Raw genomic sequence first — 21,872 nt, forward strand, 5'->3', positions numbered from 1 at the left:
TTTATTAATAGCAAATAAATGGGCTTTGAAAATCAAAGCCCATTTTTCATTAAAGCGCCGCATATTTGTCTTCTAATTTTCATAAAGTGGGAGTATGTTTATACAAACCACTAAAGGAATGACGCTATGACCGCTAAAACGCTGATTTTCAACTTTGATGGCACAGGCAGCGAGCCTCGTGATGCTGAACAATTCAGCGCTGCACACTTCAAAGAAGACGCCAGTATTTCTAATATTCTTAAACTTCATTTACTTTTTGGTGGCGCACTCAATAGCGAACCCGAAACACCATTTCCAACCCAACTTAGCTTTTATTATCAGGGCATAGGCACCCAAGGTAGCCGCTTTCGACGCTTATTTAACCAAGCACTTGCGCCTAGAGGTGATGACGTTGCCAGCATTTTAAACCGTGCGCTGAGCGACTTTAAAAGCTACTACACTGTTGGCGATAAAATACTACTCACTGGCTTTAGCCGCGGTGCAGCGCTAGCAAGACGCTTTGCCAAGTGTTTAGAGCCACTTATTAGTGATGATGTTTACTTATGTGTATTTGATACCGTTGCATCTATTGGTTTTTCAAAAGTAACTAAGGCAACCCGTGGTGCTGAGCATGTCATTTTTGAAAACTACACGCTAGCAAATAATGTTAAAGCAGCCCTTCATTGCGTTGCTCTCGATGAAAAGCGCCGTGCATTTGAACCCACCCTGATAAATAAAGCACCGCATGTGCAAGAGATCTGGTTTGCGGGCGCCCATTCCGATGTGGGTGGTGGCTATTATCGTGATGGTTTAGCCGACATTTGCCTACGCTATGCGATTGAGTGGCTGATTGAACAAACCGTTGCATTAAACTTACTTACCAGCGCAGATATCAATTACAACACCTTACTCCCAGAAGAGCATCGTAACCTCATTGCTCAAGACGATGTAACCGTTACCCCAGATCCGCTGGCACTGAGTCATCAGCAAAACTATTTTTGGTTTAACCCGTTGTTTAAACTGGTAGATCGCGAATGCTGTGTATTAGTTGATAACGAACAAAGCACGCTCGCACCAACGATTCATTATACCGTCGCAGAGCGCATTAACCGCCTAACAAGCTATCGTCCAGAATCGTTAAAAAGCCTTCACTACGATGTGCTATATAATGATGAAACGCGCTTAAACTTTAAGGGATTAAGCCCGCATATTGCGCTTGATAAGCAAAATATGACGGTGCTGAGTATTGATGAGAGTAAAGATGTATTTGTGTATGGTGCCGAAAAGTACAACCACACAGGCTTAATGTTGGAGCAAGGCGGTACTTATCGCTTCACCCCTTACCCTGAGCAAACCTGGTATGACGATGGTATTAGCTGCGGTCCAGCAGGCTGGCATCGAGATAATATCCAACTTGGTGTGAAAGAAATTCCAATGGCCGTGCTAGAGCCATTTAGACGTTTACCACACGCACAATGGTTTGCACTGATTGGCGCTATCGATAACAACGACGATCACTTATTTGAGATTGCTGAGGGTGCCGATATTCGTATTACCAAATCTGGCGAGTTTTGCCCTTTTGCCAACGACCTAAACCGCTTTTATGGGGCGAATGCGGGGCGGATTAAACTGCGCGTTACTCGTTTGGGTTAATTACTTAATTACATACCGAGCGGTAATTTCGATTATCGCTTGCTGATTTTTTAGAATAGCAGAATCAATAGCGGCTCTTTCTTCTGCTGACAAGTTAATTTCATTAAGCATTAGATGAACACTGTCATTGTGGACAATATAAGGGTAGATTTCGATACCCCGCAGCTTATTTTTTTGAATTAAATATAAACCAGCTAATTCATCATCAACAAAAAAATCGACTCGCCTAGCAACTAGCATAGCGAGGCGCTGGCGTAAGGAGGCCACAGTAACGAGTTGTTCTTTGTATTTAGCTTGTTGAGCTAACTGAGTAAATTCTGGGCCATAATAACTACCGCTATTAGTCAAAATTACTTGCTGATGATCAAGTAACCCTTGTAAGTCTAGAGCGTCTAAACGGTTATGGGGATACCAAAATAACCGCATCACCTCATTACGGTAAGGCTCTGAAAAGAAGCTAAATGAATCACGCTCTTTGCTATAGCTAGCAGCTGGCAACACATCAATTTTACCATGTTTTAGTTCAGCAAAACCGCGCTTTGAAGACGGCATAATAACGAATTTAGCGCAAAAGCCCGCATCCTTTAGTATTAGGTTTACTATATCAATATCAATGCCAGTCAGCTGATCATTTTGGGTAAATGCATAAGGCGCCCATTGCTGACTAATGCCTACCTTTAAGGTTTTCTCACAACTAAAAGCAGAAGCACTTATTAAAGCAGTAAGAATTAATAACAGCACTTTTAAAACCATCAACACACCTTAGTTTAAGTACTTAGAACTGACTTTCTTTTAGTATGGTTGATAATTGTTGAAAGACCAATGTATGAAATAAGAAACAGAAAGTTAGCAAGCTTTAAGTTACGAGGGGAAAGTTACGAGGTATGAGGTGGCAGCCCGTAGGACTGGCTTTAGCCGGGAAATGTCTTAAGTTTGCGAGTTTCAAGGGGAAAGTTACGAGAAACGAATTACGAGGTACGAGTCTGTAGCGGCGATTTTACATCGCGTTTATCTTGTTTTTTCTTGTCTCGTTATCTTGCTTTAATTGTCGCGGCATAAAGCTGCTTCTACAGATAGGCGTGAAACTTGTTTCGCGTGTCTGAAGATAAGAAATTTGAAAGGTTTACATGGATTATGTTTGATTCTATTCGGCACTAAAGTACCTCCTACAAGGCTTAAATCGCTGAGAAGAACACTCGACCTGACCAACCCCACAGCTGGACTGACATCTAAAGACTAAAAGCCAGCGATTTTACATCACGTCATGGCTACTTATTTCGATTAGCTACAAATACAATTGTATGATAAAAAGGTACAGCCAAAAAAGAACCATTCTCTTTTTCTTTTATGGGTTGTCTTAAATTTCTCAATTAATAAATAGGTTACAGATGTCATTTATTTCAAAGTTAGGCAAGGGCCTTAAAGGTGCTATGAGCGCCGTAAAATCAGACGAATACCAAGTAAACAACGTAAAAGCGAAATGCATTCATTGCGGGCATCATCACTTCGAGCTAGGTCACGCACAATTAAATACCGCAGGTATGACTTTTTTGAATTTAGATTGGGCAAATGACAGCGCGTCTTTGTTTTCGTGCAAAAAGTGCGGCTTCATCATGTGGTTCGCGGTTGAGCCAAAGAAAACGGTTTAATTGTTGGCGAGTTTCAAGTTTCATGATCTGACTGCATAAAAGTAGATACCTGTTTGGAGTCAGTAATCATGAAAGTAAAACCATATCGTAAACATTCGCTCGTATCTCGCAAACTTTCCCTTAGAGCCTAGATCCTAGAACCTAACGCCTTTCCCATTTCTAACTTTACTCTTTCCCCTCGCTAACTTCCTCCCACAAAAAAGCAGCCTTAAGGCTGCTTTGAAGGGAAATCACATTTTAATGATGGGCATTAAATGTGGTTATTACACTTAAAGTGCTTTCCATACATCTGCGACACCTGGCTCGTCTCCTTGAGTCCACCATTTCGCTTCGTATTTATTACCTTGGTGAGTGACTTGATCGCCACCGTTGTAGATACCCGCAGCTTGCCACACAACATCACCATTACCGTCAGTTGGTTGTGAACTTGCTTCCCATGGGCCACCTAAATCAGGGCGGTCGCCTTGTGTCCACCACTTAGCAGTATACTCTACGCCATTATAAGTCACCGTATCACCACCTACATAGATAGCCGCTGCATCCCATGTAGTTTCACCACCTGGCGGAGTTGTTGTGCCAGAGTCTGTCACTTTGACATTAAAGCTCACAGCTGTAGCTGTTTGTCCATCACTTACCGAAACCGATACAACATAACTAGTATCTGCATCAACGCTGCCCGCTTGTAAACTCACATCAGCACCAGAACCCACTAACGTTAAGCCTGCTGGTACTGTCCAGCTGTATGAAAGCGCATCGCCATCAGCATCAGATGCCGAAACCGCTACAGCCACACTCGCCTCTTCAGCCACTGTTTTATCTGCAATGGCCGCAACCACTGGTGCTTGGTTCTCACCTGTTGTTGGTGCTACAACATTCACTGTAACGTTACGGCTTACACTTGCCTCACCATCACTAACACTCACAGCAACCGTGTATTGCGTATCAGCAGTCACTGATGGTGCAGTAATAACAAGTGTATCTGAATTTTCACCGCTTACTGTTAACGCGCTGTCAGCTGTCCAGCTAAAGCTTAGTGGATCGTTATCTGCGTCAGTTGCCGATGCAGTCACAGATACACTTTCGCCCGCATTAACAAATACGGAGCTTGATACAGATAGCACGGGCGCTCTATTGCTAGGCTCAGTGACTGTACCACCCAACCCCTCATGCATTGCATTAAGAATATCACCATTATCAGCATCAATTTCCCATGCAAATAAGCCACCTAAATTATGCTGATTGACATAATTACCTTTAGCAATAACTGATGCAGGGCTGTCATATGTAATGAGCTTGCCTGTTGAACGATTCCATACATACGCACCTTTTGCTTGCTGATCATACCCCACTTCAAAGCCATTAATTCCAGTACCTGAAGCACCGATCATATTGGCTTTAATGCCTTTATAATCAATAACACCATCTTCCCAAACGCCCTGCGCAGTGCTGCCTTTAAGTGGGCCGGTCCCTGTTGCTGTCATTGGATTTCCATCAATACTTGTGCCTGTTGGATAAACGCCTTCCCAACCACGACCATACATAGCGGTACCTACCACAATTTTCTTCGATGGTACGTTTTGCGCTAGCAATAACTGAACTGCATTGTCGGTTGTGTAAGCCGGGCCTTTATATGGAACACCTTCCTCATCAACACCTGTGCCATCGCATTGACCAACGCGGAAATGCGATGAACAATAAAGCGCTGTTTGGTGGCCCGTCACACCACTCCATGCACCATAAAAGTCATAAGTCATGGCAAAGATATAATCCATATACTGACTAGCGGCTTGATAATCAACATCTTCAATTTTGTCATAACCTGCACCAATCGCTGATGTTAACTCATACTCACGACCTGTCTCTGCTTCGAGTTTGTCAAGCATCGCGCGCAGCTCTTGCATCAGCGCTACGTATGCTGGGCCATCAGCAACTGGGTCGCCTAGGTTTGGATTAGCACCATCACCACCAGGGAACTCCCAGTCAATATCAACACCGTCGTAGAACTTCCACGTTCTTAAAAACTCTTCCATTGATGCCACAAACGTGTCGCGGTTTGCTTTATCGGTAAAGTAAGCAAATGGGTCTGATAAAGTCCAACCACCTACTGATGGTAAAATTTTCAGATCAGGATAACGCTGCTTTAACGCCATTAACTGCGAATAGGTACCACGAATTGGGTCATTACTATCAACACCTGGTAGCGCTTTTTGAATCGCTGCCCATGGGTCGTGGATCACAACTTCAAAATCTTGCGAGCCTGCACACGCCGTATTTAGCGCGTTTTTAGGACCGCCTGTTAACGAGTCATTAGGTCCACAAATTGGAATAAATCCATACAAGATATGACTGAGGTTTTGCGCTGGAATATTAGTTACATCATAGTCACGGCCATAAATACCCCATTCAACAAAGTAGGCACCGGTTACAAGGCCATCTTTGGTGCCAATATCTTGGTTGTTTGGATCATAATCCATCGGCAATGGCGCTAAGTGACCGCCATCTGTATCGGCAATAACAATTGGCTTACCTTCACTGCGAGCACAGGTGGTGCCGCCTTCACATAGTTCTAAATACATTGTGTGACGACCCGCTTTATCATACGGGAAGCTAATAACACCACTTTTAGTGCCTGCCGCCAGCGAGCCTTCATTAACCAACATATCATCGAAGTACACTTTATAGCTGTCGCCGCCATCACCACTCCATGCGTTCCATTCAATGCTGATAGTGACTTCATCAACGCGGTTCACCAAGCTCTTATATGAACCTGTGCCTTCAAGATCGACCTCAACAAATGAGTACTCTTGTGGTTCCCAAATAATGGTCGGTGTTGATGGTGCCGCATTTGCTGCACTTGCAAAGAGTGCAACACCAATGGCTGCGCTTAATTGTTTTATATTCATGATTCTCTCTTATCTGTTTTTATATAGCGTTACGCTGTTATTGATAAAGTTTGAACTACAAAACTTTAGATTTCTGTCCATACTTGGCTGGCACCCGGTACATCTCCTTGGGTCCACCACTGCGCTCGATAGCGCTGTCCTTGATAGGTTACTTCGTCGCCGCCTTGATAGGCTTTGCCGCTGTTCCACTCGATTGATGCACTGCCAGATTCAAGCTGCCATGCATCACTACTGTCTGGTTGTGCGCCTTGGTTCCACCATTTCGCGCTGTAAACGCCGCCGTTGAAACTCACTTTATCGCCCGTGTTGTATTGGCTTGTGCTATTCCAAGCAGGCACGCTCGGATCAACAGGGTCAGAGTCGACCACCGCGCTATTAAGCACAGTCACGGTAAAACTTACTTGGCTTGTGAGCTTGCCATCTGACACCGATACACTCACGGTGTAACTTGTATCAGCATCTACAGCGGGGGCGTTTAGCGTGATGTTGGCATCGCTACCCGTAAAGCTCAGTGGTGCAGGTACATCCCAGCTATAAGTTAAGGTGCTTTGTTGATCATCAAAGGCGTGCAGGTGTATCGCGGTGCTGCTGCCTTCTTCGACTTGAAGGTCATCTGGTTGATGAATTATCGGCGCGGTATTGTCAGGAGCCGATTGTATGCTTAGTGCAAAGCTGTAGTTTGCATTCGTTGTAAAGACCTGATTAGTTAGTAAATCTGTAGCATCAAAGACGATATCTCCAGCGCTATTTTGCACGCCAATATTAACTAAGTGCGCGTAATTCAGGTTTAACAGCGCCGCAAATTCAGCCTGCCAATTAGCTTGATTATCAGCTGTGATCTGCATTTGTTGAGTTAGTAACTCTTGGCCATTTTCATCAAATAACCGAGCTGACACACTACCGCCAACCTCAGCGTCTTGTCCTTGACGAACAAAGTAGCTGATTGCTGTCCAATCGCTTGGCTCTGTCGGGGTCGCATCGCTAACGATATTAATATCGCTACAGTTGTAGAAGCCTTCGCCACCGGCATCATCTCGTTGCCAACGCGTATATAATATGGCATCGCCACTGCGCCCTTGTGGAATCGACACGCTCATTTCATAGTAACGGTCGTTATTAGCATCAATGCTAAAACCAAGATTACCGTACTCTTCAACAAGCTCTAGGTCATCCCAAGTAAGCACTTGAGTCGCACTATCAAAGCCCGGTTTTGTTAAATAAAACTGCCAAAAACTCGGGTTATGCGGCGTACTCGCTAAAAAGCGCACTAAAATATCGCCATTTGCATTAGGAATAACCTCACTGCGTTGCCAATGCGCTGAAGGTAAATCCATACCGCGTTTTTCTGGGTCGCCTGCTGCACATAGTCGGCCATCAGGTACACTTTGTTTAACTGCCGCAAAGTTTGTGTAATCAATGGTATTAGCCGAAAATTCAATATCTTGCACAAACTGCACATGCCCTGCTTCAACAAACGCTGCTCGACAAGCAAGATTAGGAATACCCGTGCCATCAGCAGGCCACCAGTACCCGCCATCGGCATTACAAAATGCTTGGCGTGCCTTTGGGCTTTCTAAGAATCCGTGGGCATTCACATGGCTTGATGCACAGGCAAGCAGCATGCTGGTTGCCACTGCCGATAAAGACAATGCCTTTGATTTCATTACTTTCATTGTTGTTCTCGCTGTAGAAATGCGGAGCAAAGTCCTTGCTCCGCTTAGTTGGTTAAAGCGTGCAACTCACCGTCCAGTCAGCAGATGTGCCTGGCTCTGTGCTCGTCCACCACTTTGCTTCGTAAATCACGTTGTTGTGATACATTAGGTCGCCGCCAACAGCATGGCTTGGATTACCAGCCCAATCAGTTTGCGGCCAATTTGGATACACAGGGATGCTCGCTACATCAACACCATTACAGCTTCCCTCGCCACCCGTACCACCACCGGTGTCACCGCCAGTATCACCACTGCCGGCAGTGCCATCCGGTAGCATTGGGTATTCGTATTTGAAGGCGTAGGTTTTGCCATTTTTCTCAATAGTGAAGTTCGTTGGCCCTGTAATTGGCATGTAGTACATAACTTGTGCTTCAACGGTTTCACCTGTGTTAAATGACTTTTCGATACCGCCCCACTCATTCACTAAAGTGATTGAAAAACGATGGAACTCATTTTCAAAGCCGCCGATATTATCGCCAGCCGCATTAGAGCCATTCGCTTCAACAGCCATACCGAGCTTTTCTTGTGCATTCCAATTTGATTTGAAAATCGCAGAGGTAGAAACGGGCACATCAAAGCTGATTTTCGCGCCGCTTAAGTCGATATCTGAGTTATTGGTGAATGCGAATGTAGGTGAAATTGGGTAGTTATCATCACCAATTGGGAAGTCTTTCACTGCAAAGCTTACGTCAACAGCTTCGCTAGGAATGGTGAAATCGACATTGCCTTGATGCGTGTTATAAGCCACACCACTTTGGTTAAATTTATCGTAAGCAAGTGTGGTTAAGCTTGAGCCCATGAAGTACTCACCTTTCGCTGAGTCATAATCATAGTCACCGGCAAGCTCCCAGAACATGATGCCACCAAGGCCATTGTTGATAACATAATCAACTTTGGTTGCCATTGATTGCTCATCTTCGATTGATAAGAATACCTTTTTCTCTGCATTCCAAAGCCATGGAGCAACAGCTACATCATCGTAGAAACGTGTATAAGTTCCTGTTAATACATCGTCTGCATCGGTTTCTGGCGTTAGGCCATAGATTTCAAGGTAAGAAGGGTTAATGCCATTTTCGAGATTTTTCGCATGCCATAGAGGGTTCGAACCTGCTGGCATTTCTTCACCAACATCGTTCTTATCGTGCCATAGGTTATCTATGCCAAGTGCACCATTACCGCATTGGTTTTTCTCACCAACGCCAGTCCCTTTCGCACATTTTGATTGATCTGGCAGCGCTGCTTGGCCCCATAAACCATTAGTACCGCCCGACACATCTTTAAAGCCACGGGTGTAATATGGAATACCAATATTGATCCGACCTGCAGAGACCGCACCGCGGAAGTAACGCACAGCCCAATCCGTATTTAAGTAGCCAATACCTTCAAACTCAGCGGTGGTATAGACGCCCCATTGCGCTAATTCAGAATCAAGACCGGTATCAAACAAGGCTGCGTTATGGCCTACATGTGAATTCCATGCACCATGTAAGTCATAAGACATGATGTTAACATAATCGAGATACTTCACGCTTTGGAATGTTTCCATGCCACGTAATAAGTAACCTGAAGATGGCGAAGCAATCGTTAACAAATAATGCTTACCTGCCTTTTCACCTGCAATATCAAGTTCTTCACGTAGTTTTTGCATCAATACACGATACGAGGCGTTAAGGCCTGCGCGACGAGCATTAGAAATAGGAAAATCATCAGGGTGGCCTGAGTCGTTCATTGACGATGGGTATTCGTAATCAATATCGACACCATCAAAACCGTAGGTTTCAATAAACTCAACAGCACTTTTCGCAAAGGCATCAATCCCCGCTTGGTTCACTGAGCCATCGGCATTAGTTGTCATCGTGTAGAAACCACCGCTATTTACGCGAGTACCGTCTGCACCAAAATAACCACCGGTTTCAGCCCAACCACCTACAGAGATTAAGGTTTTTACATCTGGGTGTTGTTTTTTAAATTTATTGAGTAAGTTAAAGTGACCTGTGTAACTAAAGCTTGGATCCATTTCAGCGCCGGTAACGCCCGGCCAAGTCATGTTTGTCGCTGGGTTGCCAGCTGCATTTGGATCACCTATCGATACTTTGTTATTGCCATCAACATGCGCAAAGGCATAGTTAATATGGGTGATCTTGTCCCATGGAATATCATTAACTAAGTAACTTGGCTGACCATTGGCACCATTTCGCCAACTAGTAAAGTAACCAATAACACGGCGTGGGTGATCTGCGCCCATTTTCTCACGGCCATTTGCATCATATACGCTACAGTATGGGGTATTCACACCTGGGGTTTGATATAAGCCTTGCGGTTTACAATCTGTACCTGGTTCTGTTGCTTCAACAACATTAACAACTTTGCTTTGTGTCCCCGTCGCGCCTTCGTTATCGGTCACCGTTAAGGTAAATGAAAATTGCCCAACTGCAGGTGCCTGCCAGGTGTAACTTGAAGAAGCAGCACTTGCTTGATGAACTTCGGTGCTGTTTTCAGTTAACGATAACGCAGTTACTTGGCCATCGTTATCAGTGCCAGAAAGCGCAAACACCACACTGTCACCCACCGTTACTTGCGATGGCAGTGAGCTAAATTCAATGCTCGCCACCGGCGATTGGTTAACTGGCTCAACGTCATCAGACACACTCACTGAATGTGCAACGGCTGCAGAGGTTAGGCCTAAATCATCCGTTGCGACCGCACTAATCACATGACTGCCTTGGGTTGCTTGCCAGCTCGCTGAGTAAGGTGTGCTTGTCACAACACCCAGCGATGTTCCATCAACAAAAAACTCTACACTTGCCACGCTACCATCAGGATCAGCGGCAACCGCATTTATGACAACGCTGTCACTAATGGTAAATAAAGAACCCTCTTCGGGTGTTAAGCTGCTAATTTGAGGCGCTTGATTCTCATTGACAACGCTGTCACAAACACCCAATAAACGCCACTCTTGATCGACACCAGAAGTCTCCACAGGATTAGTTTGCGTCCACCACTTGGCTTCATAAGCGCTACCTTGTGCCTGAACTTGATCACCACCAACATGTGTTTGCCCTTGTTGCCACACTTCTAAGTTGCTGCAATCAATCGCAGCCTGTGCTGTAAAGCCGTATAAACTTAGTGAAAGCGCACTCAGTTTAAAAGCATTTTTTATTAATTTATGCGAGCTCATTCGCTCCCTCCGCCCAAAGTTTTAATAACATTTATTTTACAAATCCAACTTTAAAGTAACACAAAGTGGTAGTTCGTCAAGCCCGAATTTACCTACAAAAGGTAAAATAAACGCACTTTTTGGTGTATGATTTAGTTAAAACCACTAAAAAAGAATTAATTATTTTTATCAAAAAGCAAAAACGAGAATGATTCTACCGAGTAAAAACGAACATAAAATTAACAATAATTTAACCATGGAAAGCGCGGTACTTCTAGCTTGTATAAAAAACAAGCAACGCTTGTGTGAGGGTAGGCGAAAATAATTATCGTATCGATTATGGGTATATAACGAATAAATTAGTTTTCAGGTAAAAATTTCTATAAAAATTGAGTGAAAGTTATTCTTAACACAAATTTTAGTCGTAAAAAAAGCAAACACTCAGTGTTTGCTTTTCACAAAAATCCTATTTGATCACAACTTAATTAAGCAGCGATTAAATAGGACTCTCGCCCTGCATGTTTTGCCTTACGTTGATATGCACCTTTACCTTTTTTAGGTTTCTCTACTTTTGCGGTGAACAGCTTAGATGTCACCATTGCGGCGTACACATTATCGTTAATTACACCACGACCGGTATCAACTTGGCCTTGTGTACGTTGTTTCTTTTTGCTCATTTTTTGCTCCTATTTAAAGTGTTGCGAGTATATACCTACCTAAGCGCTACGCAAGCGGTTTTTAAGAAAAAAACGATGATTTCCCCACTTATTTTGTCTTAAGCGCTTTTACTAAACACCATGCCTTGTTGTCATTTTTCTGACTAAATTCGTATTTTAACTGCATTCACTACCTAACTGCTGGCAAAACTAGCGGAAACGACCATAGTTAATTAAAAACAAACAGGATTACGATGACTGACTTTCTTTTAATCGCCTATATTTTCTTGATCGCAGGCATAATTGCAGTGCCTATTGCCAGCAAATTTGGGCTTGGCTCAGTGCTTGGCTACTTACTCGCAGGTATTGTTATTGGGCCAACACTGACATTTTTAAATGTTGATGTGATTGCCATCCAGCATTTTGCTGAGTTTGGTGTGGTAATGATGCTGTTTATTGTTGGCTTAGAGCTTGAGCCCAAAGCGCTTTGGTCAATGCGAAAACAGCTTATTGGCCTTGGTGGCGGACAGGTGGTTTTATCAGCCGCAGCCTTTACTGGCATTGGTTTAGCATTTGGTCATGCTTGGCAAACAGCACTTACAATAAGCTTAATATTATCGCTTTCATCGACCGCAATTGTACTGCAAACGCTTTCAGAGCGCGGGCTATTAAAATCAGATGGTGGCCAAGCCTCATTTAGCGTATTACTCACCCAAGATATAGCTGTTATTCCTATGCTGGCGTTTATTCCATTGCTAGCTTTACCAGAATTAGCACCCGTAATGGCTGATACAGCCTATGCAAGCGAAGACGGTCATGCTGGTTTAAGCTTGGTAGCAGGTCTTGAGAGCTGGCAAGCTGCACTGGTTACTTTAGGTATGATAGCGCTCGTCGTTTTTGGTGGTAACTATTTAACCGCACCAATTTTTAGATTTGTAGCACAAGCACGGCTTCGTGAACTATTTACCGCAACGGCTTTATTCTTTGTTATTGGTATCGCTTTGATGATGTCATTAGTTGGCTTATCACCTGCGCTTGGTACCTTTTTGGCAGGTGTTGTGCTTGCAAATTCACCTTACAAACATGAGCTTGAAAGTAATATCGATCCCTTTAAAGGACTATTACTTGGATTATTCTTTATCACCGTTGGCGCAAGTATCAATTTTCAATTACTCGCAGATAACCTAGCCACCATCGTGCTACTAACCGGCGCACTGATTGTAACTAAAACAGTTGTGCTATTAATTTTAGGCCGTATTTTTGGCCTTAGAGGCGCCTCACTTTGGTTGCTAGCAATGGGGCTTGCACAAGCTGGTGAGTTTGGTTTTGTACTACTGGCTTACAGTGTTTCTAATAATGTTTTAGCCGCAGCCGTTGCCGACCAACTATTACTGGTTGTTACTTTATCCATGCTGCTTTCGCCAGGCTTATTTATTCTCTATCAACGTGTGATAGCACCGCGCTTTATTTGTGAACAAGCAAGGCAAGATACAGAAGAGTTCCCTGATGATAGCCATGTGATCATTGCAGGCTCAGGCAGAATGGGTGGCCTTGTTGACCGTATTTTACAAGCTGGCGGCTATAAAACCACCGTGATTGATTACAACTACAAACAACTTGAAGCCCTTGAGCGTGTTGGTATTCGCAACTTTTTTGGTGATGCAACTCGACCTGACCTACTCAGTGCTGCAGGTATTGAAGATGCAAAACTGCTGGTTGTTGCGCTTGATGATGCCGAACAAATCACTAAATTAGTCCGCTATGCTATGCAAAATTATCCGCATTTACATGTGGTTGCCCGCGCTGTAGATCGCCATCATGTATACGACTTATGGGCTTACGGCTGTCGCGATATTATCCGCGAAACATATGACAGTACACTGCGCATGGGTCGCTCTTCCTTTGAGGCACTGGGTATTGAGCGAGAAAAAGCCCAAGAAATGATCAATATCTTCAGTGAGTTTGATAAAGAAATGCTACGCGAAGCCGCCGATGTCTACGAAATCGGCGTACCATTCGAAGAAAACCATGCCTATATCGAACGTATCAATAAAATATTCGATGAAAAAGAACCCGAAATAAAACATCAAATGCGCGAGATTTGCGAACGAGTTACAAGTAACTAGTTTCGAGGTGTGCTAGGTGCTAGGTGCTAGGTGCTAGGTGTGAGAATAAACGCGATATGAAATCGCTACTACAAATTTAATGTCGTTTGTAGGAATGGCTTCAGCCATGAACTCTCAAACACCACACAAATGTAAAACCATTAGACGTAGGCGTGAAACTTGTTTCGCACGCCATGCAAGCATAACGCTGACGTAGCAGCGGTTTTATTCCGCGACATTGGTGAGGAAGACCTGCTGACTTGAGATATGAGGTGTGAGATGCGAGAATAAACGCGATATAAAATCGCTACTACAAATTTGATGTCGTTTGTAGGAATGGCTTCAGCCATGAACTCTCAAACACCGCACAAATGTAAAACGATTGGACGTAGCGCCATGCAAGCATAACGCCTACGTAGCAGTAGCTTTATGCCGCGACATTGGTGAGGAAGACCTGCTGACTTGAGATATGAGGTGTGAGATGCGAGAGGAAACGCGATATAAAATCGCTGCTACAAACTCGTTTCTCGTAACTTACCGAAATATAAAGGTATTAAATAATGTAATAAGGAGTATTACAGTATGGAAACGCTTAATAAAAAGGAAAAGCTGCTATCTATTTTGTTCGGATTGGCAGCAATTATTAATTTAACTGTCGGTGTTAATTCGCTTATATTACAAAGTCTAAACTGGTTCGAATTCATTAGTTGTCTAGCAATTTCACTTATAATTTTAGCGGGTAGCTTAAACCCAAAGCTATTCTTTAAACCGCTAAAAAAATTATTTTCACCACACTTCACTTTAGAGCCAATAATAAACTCGACTGTCTACTACACAATTATAGTTGCAGGTTGGATTTTGTTATTTGGAAGCATTCTACTAGACAGATTTTGGAGTGTTTAAATGCAGGTGGAAACCCAAAAAAGTGCGAGAGAAACGCGATATAAAATCGCTGCTACAGACTCGTATCTCGCATCTCATGTCTCGTATCGCACCTCGAAACTCGCAAACTTTCCCCCTTTACTCTCGCAAACTTCCCCTCTTTCCCCTCAATAACTATTTCAAAGCTTTGCAGCCAATCGATTTGGATAGAAAAAGTCTTTGCTATCAATGCATTTAATTTTGCTTATGTCTGTGTGAAATGGGTTGATTAAATAATTGTATTCATCGGGGCATAGACTTGAAGGAACTTGAAGTACGGCTGCATCCATCGATGCTAGCCAATCAGAACCTAACGCTTGCGTCTCTGTAATGTAGGGGTGATCATCCCATGCTTTTGGAAGTTCGCTAGCTACTAGCCTAATAATCTTGAGATCATCAGGGATTTGAATCGTTGTAATACTCAGGTTTGTACTTAAAATATCCGTTGTGTCATTCACTAATCGCTCAAGCATTGCTAAAGAGCGTGAGCTCGCTGTATACACAATAGGTTTACCAACAAAATGCCACCGTCCTTGTGCATACAAACCACCCAGCCCAGATAACGCGTTGGCTAGATCATTATGTACTTTGGGTGCTATTCGGTAGCAAATCATTAAGCGGTAAACCCGTACTCAAGCCCTAGTATCACGCGTTTAATAAGCTCACGACCGCGGATTGTATGGATCACCGACTTTGGCTCTTGATTAGCAAATTGAATATTAGGGGTGCTAAGCCATTCGTTCCAGCGTTTAACATCACCAAAATAAGCAATCCCTTGTGACGAAATACGTGCCACTTCTAACGCATTTTCACTCAACTTGGCATTCAACCGCTTTCGGTCTTTACTATATCTTTCGAGTGTACGCATAGTGGTACCGATTGAGGCTGCTAAGCTATTAGCGTCCCAATTTAGCTCTTTAGCGAGTGATTTAATCGCACTAACTGTCACGCCTTGTGTTGCAACACTTATTTCATCCAGTGTATTTGAATTGATAGTTACTCGACCATCAGTGACCACACCTAAATAATCAGTTTCAACAGCATTCATTTTCCACCTCGCCAAAAAGACAACTGTCACTTATTATAGCGACAAATGTCGGATACTACAATTAAGCAAAAAAATAGCGCCTTGAGGCGCTATTTAAGTTTCACTTCAACTTAGGAATTAAAAACTAAAACTCAGTTTTGCGTAGTAAGTCATACCATCAAAACCATAAGGTAATGCACGAACAGGGTATTTGAATGCTTGGTTAGTAATAAAATCAAGAGCTTCGTCTTCGCCAAGTTCGTCTGGGGTTACATCAAAGATATTATCAATACCCGCCGATAGCATCAGTTCGTCAGTTAACTGATAACCAAGGTTAACATCAACTAATACTGCTGACTCAACAGTGCTTGTGTCTTTAAACTCACCTGTAGGTGATAATTGATCAGGCAAACCAATGTGGTCATTACCAAAGTATTTAACGTCTGTTTCACCATAATAATTAAAGCGTAGCATGCTGTTGAAATCGCCGCGATCGTATTCAAATGTTAACGTTGCACGCTCACCTGGTTGACCGTCTGTTAAGAAGCTACGTTGTAAATCATCAAGGGCAATTGACTCAGGAATCCCTTCCGGTGCATTCACATCATCAATTTCAGTCTCGTTAATGTTACCTGCAAACGTTGCTGAGAAATTACCATCGTACAAATCAGTGCGATACGAAGCGATGATATCAACACCTTTGGTGGTTGAATCAACCGAGTTTGAGAAATAGTTAGCTTGCTGTGCCCCTGTTGCATTAAGTGCAGCGACAGCTTCGGCACTAAATGCCACATCATCCGCAGACATTAAGCTGCCAAGAGTAATTCTGTCTTTAATTGCAACATGATAAAAATCAACGGTCAGTGATAAATCGCTGGTTACGTTATAAACAAAACCTGCACTTAAGTTTTCTGAGCTTTCAAGACCGAGGTTATCAACACCCAGTGCTGAGGGGAAATCAGAGCCTGCAGTTGCCGTAAATGATTGCAGTAATACGCCACCAGCACCTAAATTTGTGGTGTAAGCGGTATACGCACTTTGTTGTAGAGATGGTGCTCTAAAGCCAGAAGAAATGGCACCACGAACAGCAAAGTCATCGGTAATTTCATAACGGGTTGCTAGCTTACCAATGATGTCATCACCGGCATCAGAGAAATCTTCATAACGAAGCGCTGCGCTTACTTGCCATGCGTCCGTGATCAGCGTTTCGGCATTTACATAAAATGCATAACTGTGGCGGCTCTCTTTGTTTGATGCTTCAGGGCGTAAACCGTTATATGCCTGGAAACCACACTCAGCGAATACGCTACTGTCGTTTACCGCAGGGTATGAAGTATCTGAATTAGCTAAACCACACGCATAAGAGGCTTCTTCGCCCGGCACGATCTCATAGTTTTCTTTACGGTATTCAGCCCCCACAGATACATATAAAGGCTCGCTGCGGCCAATATCGACAATACCATTGAGGTCTGCATTTATAGTCGTTTGGTCAAATCTAAAACCCCCTGAGTACCCGCCGTTAGGGCCTGCATTTGCAACAATATCAGCATCACTTGCATCTGGGTTGTTCGCTACATATTCAGCAGCATACGACGCATTTAGCGTGTTTTTTGACGTGAAATCATAGCTGTTTTCACCATATACGGCAGATACGTCATAGCTCCAATCTGGAGTTAACTCACCGCGCAGTCCAAGTGAAAACGAAATATCTTCGGCTTCGTTATCGATGCGAGGTAAAAAGCCATCGCCATAAACTTGCACCACGTTCTTCGCTGCTTGGTCAAAGTTACGGTAAAAACCATTACCTAGCGCAGTACGGTTTGAGTATCCGCCAAATGAGTAAAGTTCGGTCTCACCAAAAGGTAACGCCATATTATAAAACACAGAGGTAAATTCGCTATCAGCATTACCTTGTCCCCAGCGAACATCATCAGATAGCGTCCCAGCGGGCACATCAACTGAGCCACCAATATCACGCTCTGCTCGGTTGGTGCCATCCGCATCACGGTATTCCAAAGAAAAGTTAATGAAACCGCCTTCATCGCCTAAGTCGAAGCCACGGTTTAAACCCATTGAAATAGTGTCACCATCGCCTTCACCCGTGCTACCTGCTTGCACATAGCCCGTTGTAACACCGGTTGAATCGTTTAACGATAAGTTGATAACACCGGCAATCGCATCAGAACCATATTGCGCAGCAGCACCATCACGAAGTACTTCAACGCCTTTTAACGCAGTAAGAGGAATCGCATTCATATCGGTACCCGCAGCACCGGCACCTACAGTACCATTTAAACCAAAAATAGATTGGTTATGACGGCGTTTGCCATTGATAAGCACTAACGTTTGGTCTGGCTGTAAACCACGAAGAGTCGCAGGTCTAAATAAGTCAGAGCCATCTGACACTTGCGTACGAGAAAAGTTAAATGAAGGAGCCGTCGCTTGCAGACTTTGGCCCAGTTCAGTGAATCCACCTTTGTTTAAGTCGTCAGCATCAATCAAATCAACTGGCGATGATGATTCTGTAGCCGTACGATTGGCAACTCGTGAGCCTAATACAGAGATTTGTTCGATGTTTTTATCTGCTTTTACAGCAGATGCTTGCTCTGCTGCCTGCACTGAAGTCGCAGAAACAGCCATACTAACCGCAACGGCCAGCATACTTAAAGAATGTGTTGTCATGTGTATCCTGTTGATATTCCGGCTTTCCTTAAAACAAAAAAACGCCCCTTTTGGAGAAATTAAGAAAAGCACTAAGCACGTGTTGTTGATTTTAGAAATCACGATTTTTGAAAGTTAACTCAAGCCTGCGAGTTAACTCTTACAAAACATCCTATCAACAAATACACAAAAGGGAAGAAAAATAAGGTACGACTTAGGTATAAACATTCCTATTTGTAGTATTAATAGGACCTTACAAACAGAAACTATTCGTTTTTCAGTAGAAATAAGCAAAATAATGCAACTATCAGCTTATCTCTACTGAGAAGGGAAATGTTTACTGATCTTGCTCAAGCATCGCCAGTTTTTCATCTTCAAGCATTAACGCCATAGTGGCAATCTCAGATAAGCTCTCGTCTAGCGCATTAAAGAAGGTGACAAACCCTTCGCCTAGTTTTTCTGGTTCAGGGTGATTTGCCAGCGCCTGATCCCACATCGCGAAGGTCGTTAGTAAATCGAGAGTTGCTTCAAAATTATCAATAAACAGCTGACCATCTTCGCTTTCATTATCTTGCTGATCATCAGCTTTAAGTAAAAATTGTAAGTCGCTGTGCCAAATATCTTGGTTCACAATATACGCCGCAATATAGCCGCTACAAAAGTCCTGCAATGCTTGGCTTGGCTCATTGCTGTTTACTTCATTTGGGTATAATTCTGCTAAGATTTTCTTTTGTTCAACTTGTGCTTCGGTGATGTTATCAAGCAATTCAATCATCGCATCGCGAGGCTCTGAATCTGTCATTAAGGTGTTGAATACCGACTCATCATTGTCAGCAATATAATTTGCTAATTCTGATTCCCCAAAAAACTCTGAGCAGGCCAATAGACCAGACATATAGCCAAGCACTTGGTCCAAGCTGACTTGATTAGTTTCGCTTTGACTCGCGAGGTAGTTTTTAAACACATCCGAACTTTGTTGATTTAGCATATTGAGCCTTTGCATGTTGGTTTGCTATGGGTGTATTCCTACCCTAGCGAATTCACAAATTTTTGCAACAACTGAAATACTGTCAGCTAGTTACAGTTTTCCTGACCTGACTTTGCACAGGAAACACGCAGCTAATTCTTGTGCCCATTCCTTCTGTACTTTGAATATCAATACAGCCTTGATGTTCATGCACTATGGCATACACCATGGTCATCCCCATGCCGGTGCCTTCTCCAACAGGTTTTGTGGTGTAAAAGGGATCGTATATTTTCGCAATGGTTTCTTCTGACATGCCGGCGCCATTGTCTTCAATATCTATATAAATATGCTGTTCGAGCTCATATACTGCAACAGATATTTCAGCATTTGATTTTTGATTATCACAGGCTTGTTTTGCATTAATTAGGATATTGACTATCACTTGGCTTATCGCAGGTAAGTTACACCAACTTTGTGATATAGGGCTGTACTGGGTATGTAAATTACAATCACGCAGTTGGTTTGCTAATAGTTTTACGGCACTTTTTACTGCATCTGTCATATCAGCAAATTGCTTGTCGTGACCTTTGGGCCGCGAAAAATCTAATAAATTAGCAACAATTTTACTGATCCTTTGCAATCCTTGTGAGGTATCGCTAATTAAGTCAGGTAGCTCTTCGGCTACAAAGCGAAATGAATGCAATTTATTTAGCTCAGTTAATTGCTTACAGAATGTTACTTTATCGGTTTCACTACAAGCAAACTCATCGCACACAGCGAGCAAATCACTAAAGTAATCACAATAGTTTTTTAAACAATCAACATTACTGATGCTATAGGCAAGCGGGTTATTTATTTCGTGCGCAACCCCTGCGCAGAGTGTTCCTAAAGTAGCCATTTTTTCAGCTTGAATAAACATGGCTTGATGGTGTTTTAAATCAGCAATTTTTTGCTCAAGCTCACTGTTTAATGCCACTAAAATCCTGCTTTTATCTGCAAGCAATTGCTCAGCTTCTTCTCTGGCCGCTTTTTCTAATAAGTAGGCTTGCTTAAAGTCATCCATTTTCATCTCAAACTTTATTTGTCTCTTTTAAAACCTAGCACAAGGCTGGATTTAAGGCTATGTTATTGATTAACGATGATTCACAGTAAAGCGCTATGGCTGAAAAAGTTAGCAAACAACATATTCAGGTTTTATGCATCGATGATGACGAAATCGTCTTGCGGACTCTTTTGCGATTGTTATCAGCGAATAACATCACTGCAAAAGCCTGTGCAGATCCACTTGAAGGGCTAAAGGTTTTAGCTACCTATAGTTTTGATGTGATTATCTGCGACATGCGAATGCCAAACATAGATGGCGCTGACTTCTTTGCGCAAGCACTCAATATAGACCCTGAGCCTCAACGGATTTTGTTAACTGGTTACTCAGATATCGACAACACTATTGCTGCGGTCAATAAAGGTAGGATCCATGCTTACATTCAAAAACCTTGGCAAAATGAGTTACTGCTGCGCAACATCAGTGATGGCATAGAAAAAACCTCATTAAAGCGCCAAAACAAGCAGTTAGAGCAAAAAATAAAAGCGCAAAATAGCCAGTTAAAAGAGCTAAACAACAACCTTGAGCAAATGGTCGAAAAGCGCACTCTACAAATTCGAAAAGTGCTCAAACAACTTGAAGAAGTAAACGAACGTGAAAAACACGAGCATCGCAGTACCTTTGAGATTTTATATAACTTTATTAATGCCAACCCATACCTTGATGGTATGCAAGCACAAAACATTGCCACTACCAGCAAACAAATTGCTGAACATCTTGGTTTAGATAAAAAACATATTGAAATGGCAGAAATAGCAGGCTACCTAGCACAAATTGGCTTGCTTGCCATGGAGCCAGAGCTTTATAAAAAGCCAACCAGAGAGCTTACAGAGAACCAAAAAAAGTTATTTTACACACACCCTAGTACCGCTCAGCTAATGCTAATGCCCGCTCCCCATTTACATGATGTATCTGAAGCAATTTATTACCAATTTGAACACTACAATGGCTCCGGCACACCTAAGGGTTTAAAAGGTAAAGAAATTCCAATTACGGCAATGATATTAGCTGTAGCGCGTGATTTTTGGCAAGCAATTGCTCATATCACAGTAAATGACAACAGCCGTTATGAAAGCGCACTCGATCAGCTACAATTATATAGCGGTACTCACTACCATCCAAAGATTTTAGAAGTGTTAGGGAGCCTTAAAATCAGCTGTGCTAGTGATCAAAAAGTGGGCACCATGAAGATTCTCACGGCACAGGATCTTAAAAACGGCATGGTACTCGGCCATGCACTTAGAAGCTATGACGGTATCTTGCTTTTACCAAAAGGGCATGTGTTCGGTGCCAAATCAATTGCTAAGCTACAACAACTTGAAACGAAAAAACCAAATCCTTTCAGAATCATGATCAAAAATTAGCGAATAAAGTGATCAC

General features: G+C 42.9%; 14 protein-coding genes. 4 read left to right on the top strand and 10 right to left on the bottom strand.

Translation table 11 applies throughout. The annotated features are described in order from the left end of the window. The first annotated feature begins 126 nt into the window (after nt 1–126). Nucleotides 127–1,632: a phospholipase effector Tle1 domain-containing protein gene (locus tag J3455_RS03390; protein ID WP_349561078.1), complete on the top strand. Its 1,506-nt coding sequence runs from the start codon at nt 127–129 to the stop codon at nt 1,630–1,632. On the opposite strand, the gene J3455_RS03395 is transcribed toward J3455_RS03390, so the two are convergent. Next, nucleotides 1,633–2,385 (bottom strand): substrate-binding periplasmic protein, encoded by a 753-nt coding sequence (locus J3455_RS03395; RefSeq protein ID WP_167657369.1) that lies wholly within the window; start codon nt 2,383–2,385, stop codon nt 1,633–1,635. Between the two features lie 635 nt (nt 2,386–3,020). On the opposite strand from J3455_RS03395, the gene J3455_RS03400 reads away from it, so the two are divergent. Then, entirely contained in the window at nt 3,021–3,281 is a 261-nt protein-coding gene (locus tag J3455_RS03400) for a zinc ribbon domain-containing protein (RefSeq protein ID WP_349561080.1), read from the top strand. A 269-nt stretch (nt 3,282–3,550) separates the two neighbouring features. Here the strand turns inward: J3455_RS03400 and J3455_RS03405 are convergent, their stop codons facing one another. From J3455_RS03405 to arfA, 4 genes are all read right to left on the bottom strand, one after another. Next, complete coding sequence (locus tag J3455_RS03405; RefSeq protein WP_349561082.1) at nt 3,551–6,184, bottom strand: glycosyl hydrolase family 18 protein; 2,634 nt, start codon at nt 6,182–6,184, stop codon at nt 3,551–3,553. A 65-nt stretch (nt 6,185–6,249) separates the two neighbouring features. After that, complete coding sequence (locus J3455_RS03410) at nt 6,250–7,857, bottom strand: lytic polysaccharide monooxygenase (protein WP_349561083.1); 1,608 nt, start codon at nt 7,855–7,857, stop codon at nt 6,250–6,252. A gap of 52 nt (nt 7,858–7,909) precedes the next feature. Next, on the bottom strand, nt 7,910–11,074 hold the full coding sequence (locus J3455_RS03415; protein WP_349561084.1) for a glycosyl hydrolase family 18 protein: 3,165 nt from the start codon (nt 11,072–11,074) through the stop codon (nt 7,910–7,912). Nucleotides 11,075–11,538: 464 nt separating this feature from the next. Then, on the bottom strand, nt 11,539–11,730 hold the full coding sequence (arfA, locus tag J3455_RS03420) for an alternative ribosome rescue factor ArfA (protein ID WP_054563243.1): 192 nt from the start codon (nt 11,728–11,730) through the stop codon (nt 11,539–11,541). Nucleotides 11,731–11,963: 233 nt separating this feature from the next. Here arfA and J3455_RS03425 point away from each other — a divergent pair, with 233 nt between their 5' ends. Further along, complete coding sequence (locus J3455_RS03425; protein WP_349561085.1) at nt 11,964–13,835, top strand: monovalent cation:proton antiporter-2 (CPA2) family protein; 1,872 nt, start codon at nt 11,964–11,966, stop codon at nt 13,833–13,835. Between the two features lie 1,040 nt (nt 13,836–14,875). On the opposite strand, the gene J3455_RS03430 is transcribed toward J3455_RS03425, so the two are convergent. The 5 genes from J3455_RS03430 to J3455_RS03450 all read right to left on the bottom strand — a co-directional run bounded on the left by J3455_RS03430 (nt 14,876) and on the right by J3455_RS03450 (nt 20,453). Further along, nucleotides 14,876–15,349: an RES family NAD+ phosphorylase gene (locus tag J3455_RS03430; protein WP_167657364.1), complete on the bottom strand. Its 474-nt coding sequence runs from the start codon at nt 15,347–15,349 to the stop codon at nt 14,876–14,878. Continuing rightward, a complete protein-coding gene (locus J3455_RS03435) occupies nt 15,349–15,783 on the bottom strand; it encodes an Xre family toxin-antitoxin system antitoxin (RefSeq protein WP_119853251.1) in 435 nt (144 codons plus the stop codon). Before J3455_RS03435 ends, J3455_RS03430 begins: the two co-directional genes overlap by 1 nt. A gap of 117 nt (nt 15,784–15,900) precedes the next feature. Then, on the bottom strand, nt 15,901–18,444 hold the full coding sequence (locus J3455_RS03440; protein WP_349561086.1) for a TonB-dependent receptor plug domain-containing protein: 2,544 nt from the start codon (nt 18,442–18,444) through the stop codon (nt 15,901–15,903). Between the two features lie 316 nt (nt 18,445–18,760). Further along, the gene (locus J3455_RS03445; protein ID WP_167657362.1) at nt 18,761–19,411 is read right to left on the bottom strand and encodes a UPF0149 family protein; all 651 of its coding nucleotides are present in this window, start codon (nt 19,409–19,411) and stop codon (nt 18,761–18,763) included. A gap of 82 nt (nt 19,412–19,493) precedes the next feature. After that, entirely contained in the window at nt 19,494–20,453 is a 960-nt protein-coding gene (locus J3455_RS03450) for a sensor histidine kinase (RefSeq protein ID WP_167657361.1), read from the bottom strand. Nucleotides 20,454–20,548: 95 nt separating this feature from the next. On the opposite strand from J3455_RS03450, the gene nosR reads away from it, so the two are divergent. Continuing rightward, nucleotides 20,549–21,856 (top strand): response regulator c-di-GMP phosphodiesterase, NosR family, encoded by a 1,308-nt coding sequence (nosR, locus tag J3455_RS03455; protein WP_349561088.1) that lies wholly within the window; start codon nt 20,549–20,551, stop codon nt 21,854–21,856. The last annotated feature ends 16 nt before the right edge of the window (nt 21,857–21,872 follow it).

The sequence above is a fragment of the Pseudoalteromonas sp. NFXS39 genome, from assembly GCF_040148775.1.
GTDB lineage: Bacteria > Pseudomonadota > Gammaproteobacteria > Enterobacterales > Alteromonadaceae > Pseudoalteromonas > Pseudoalteromonas apostichopi.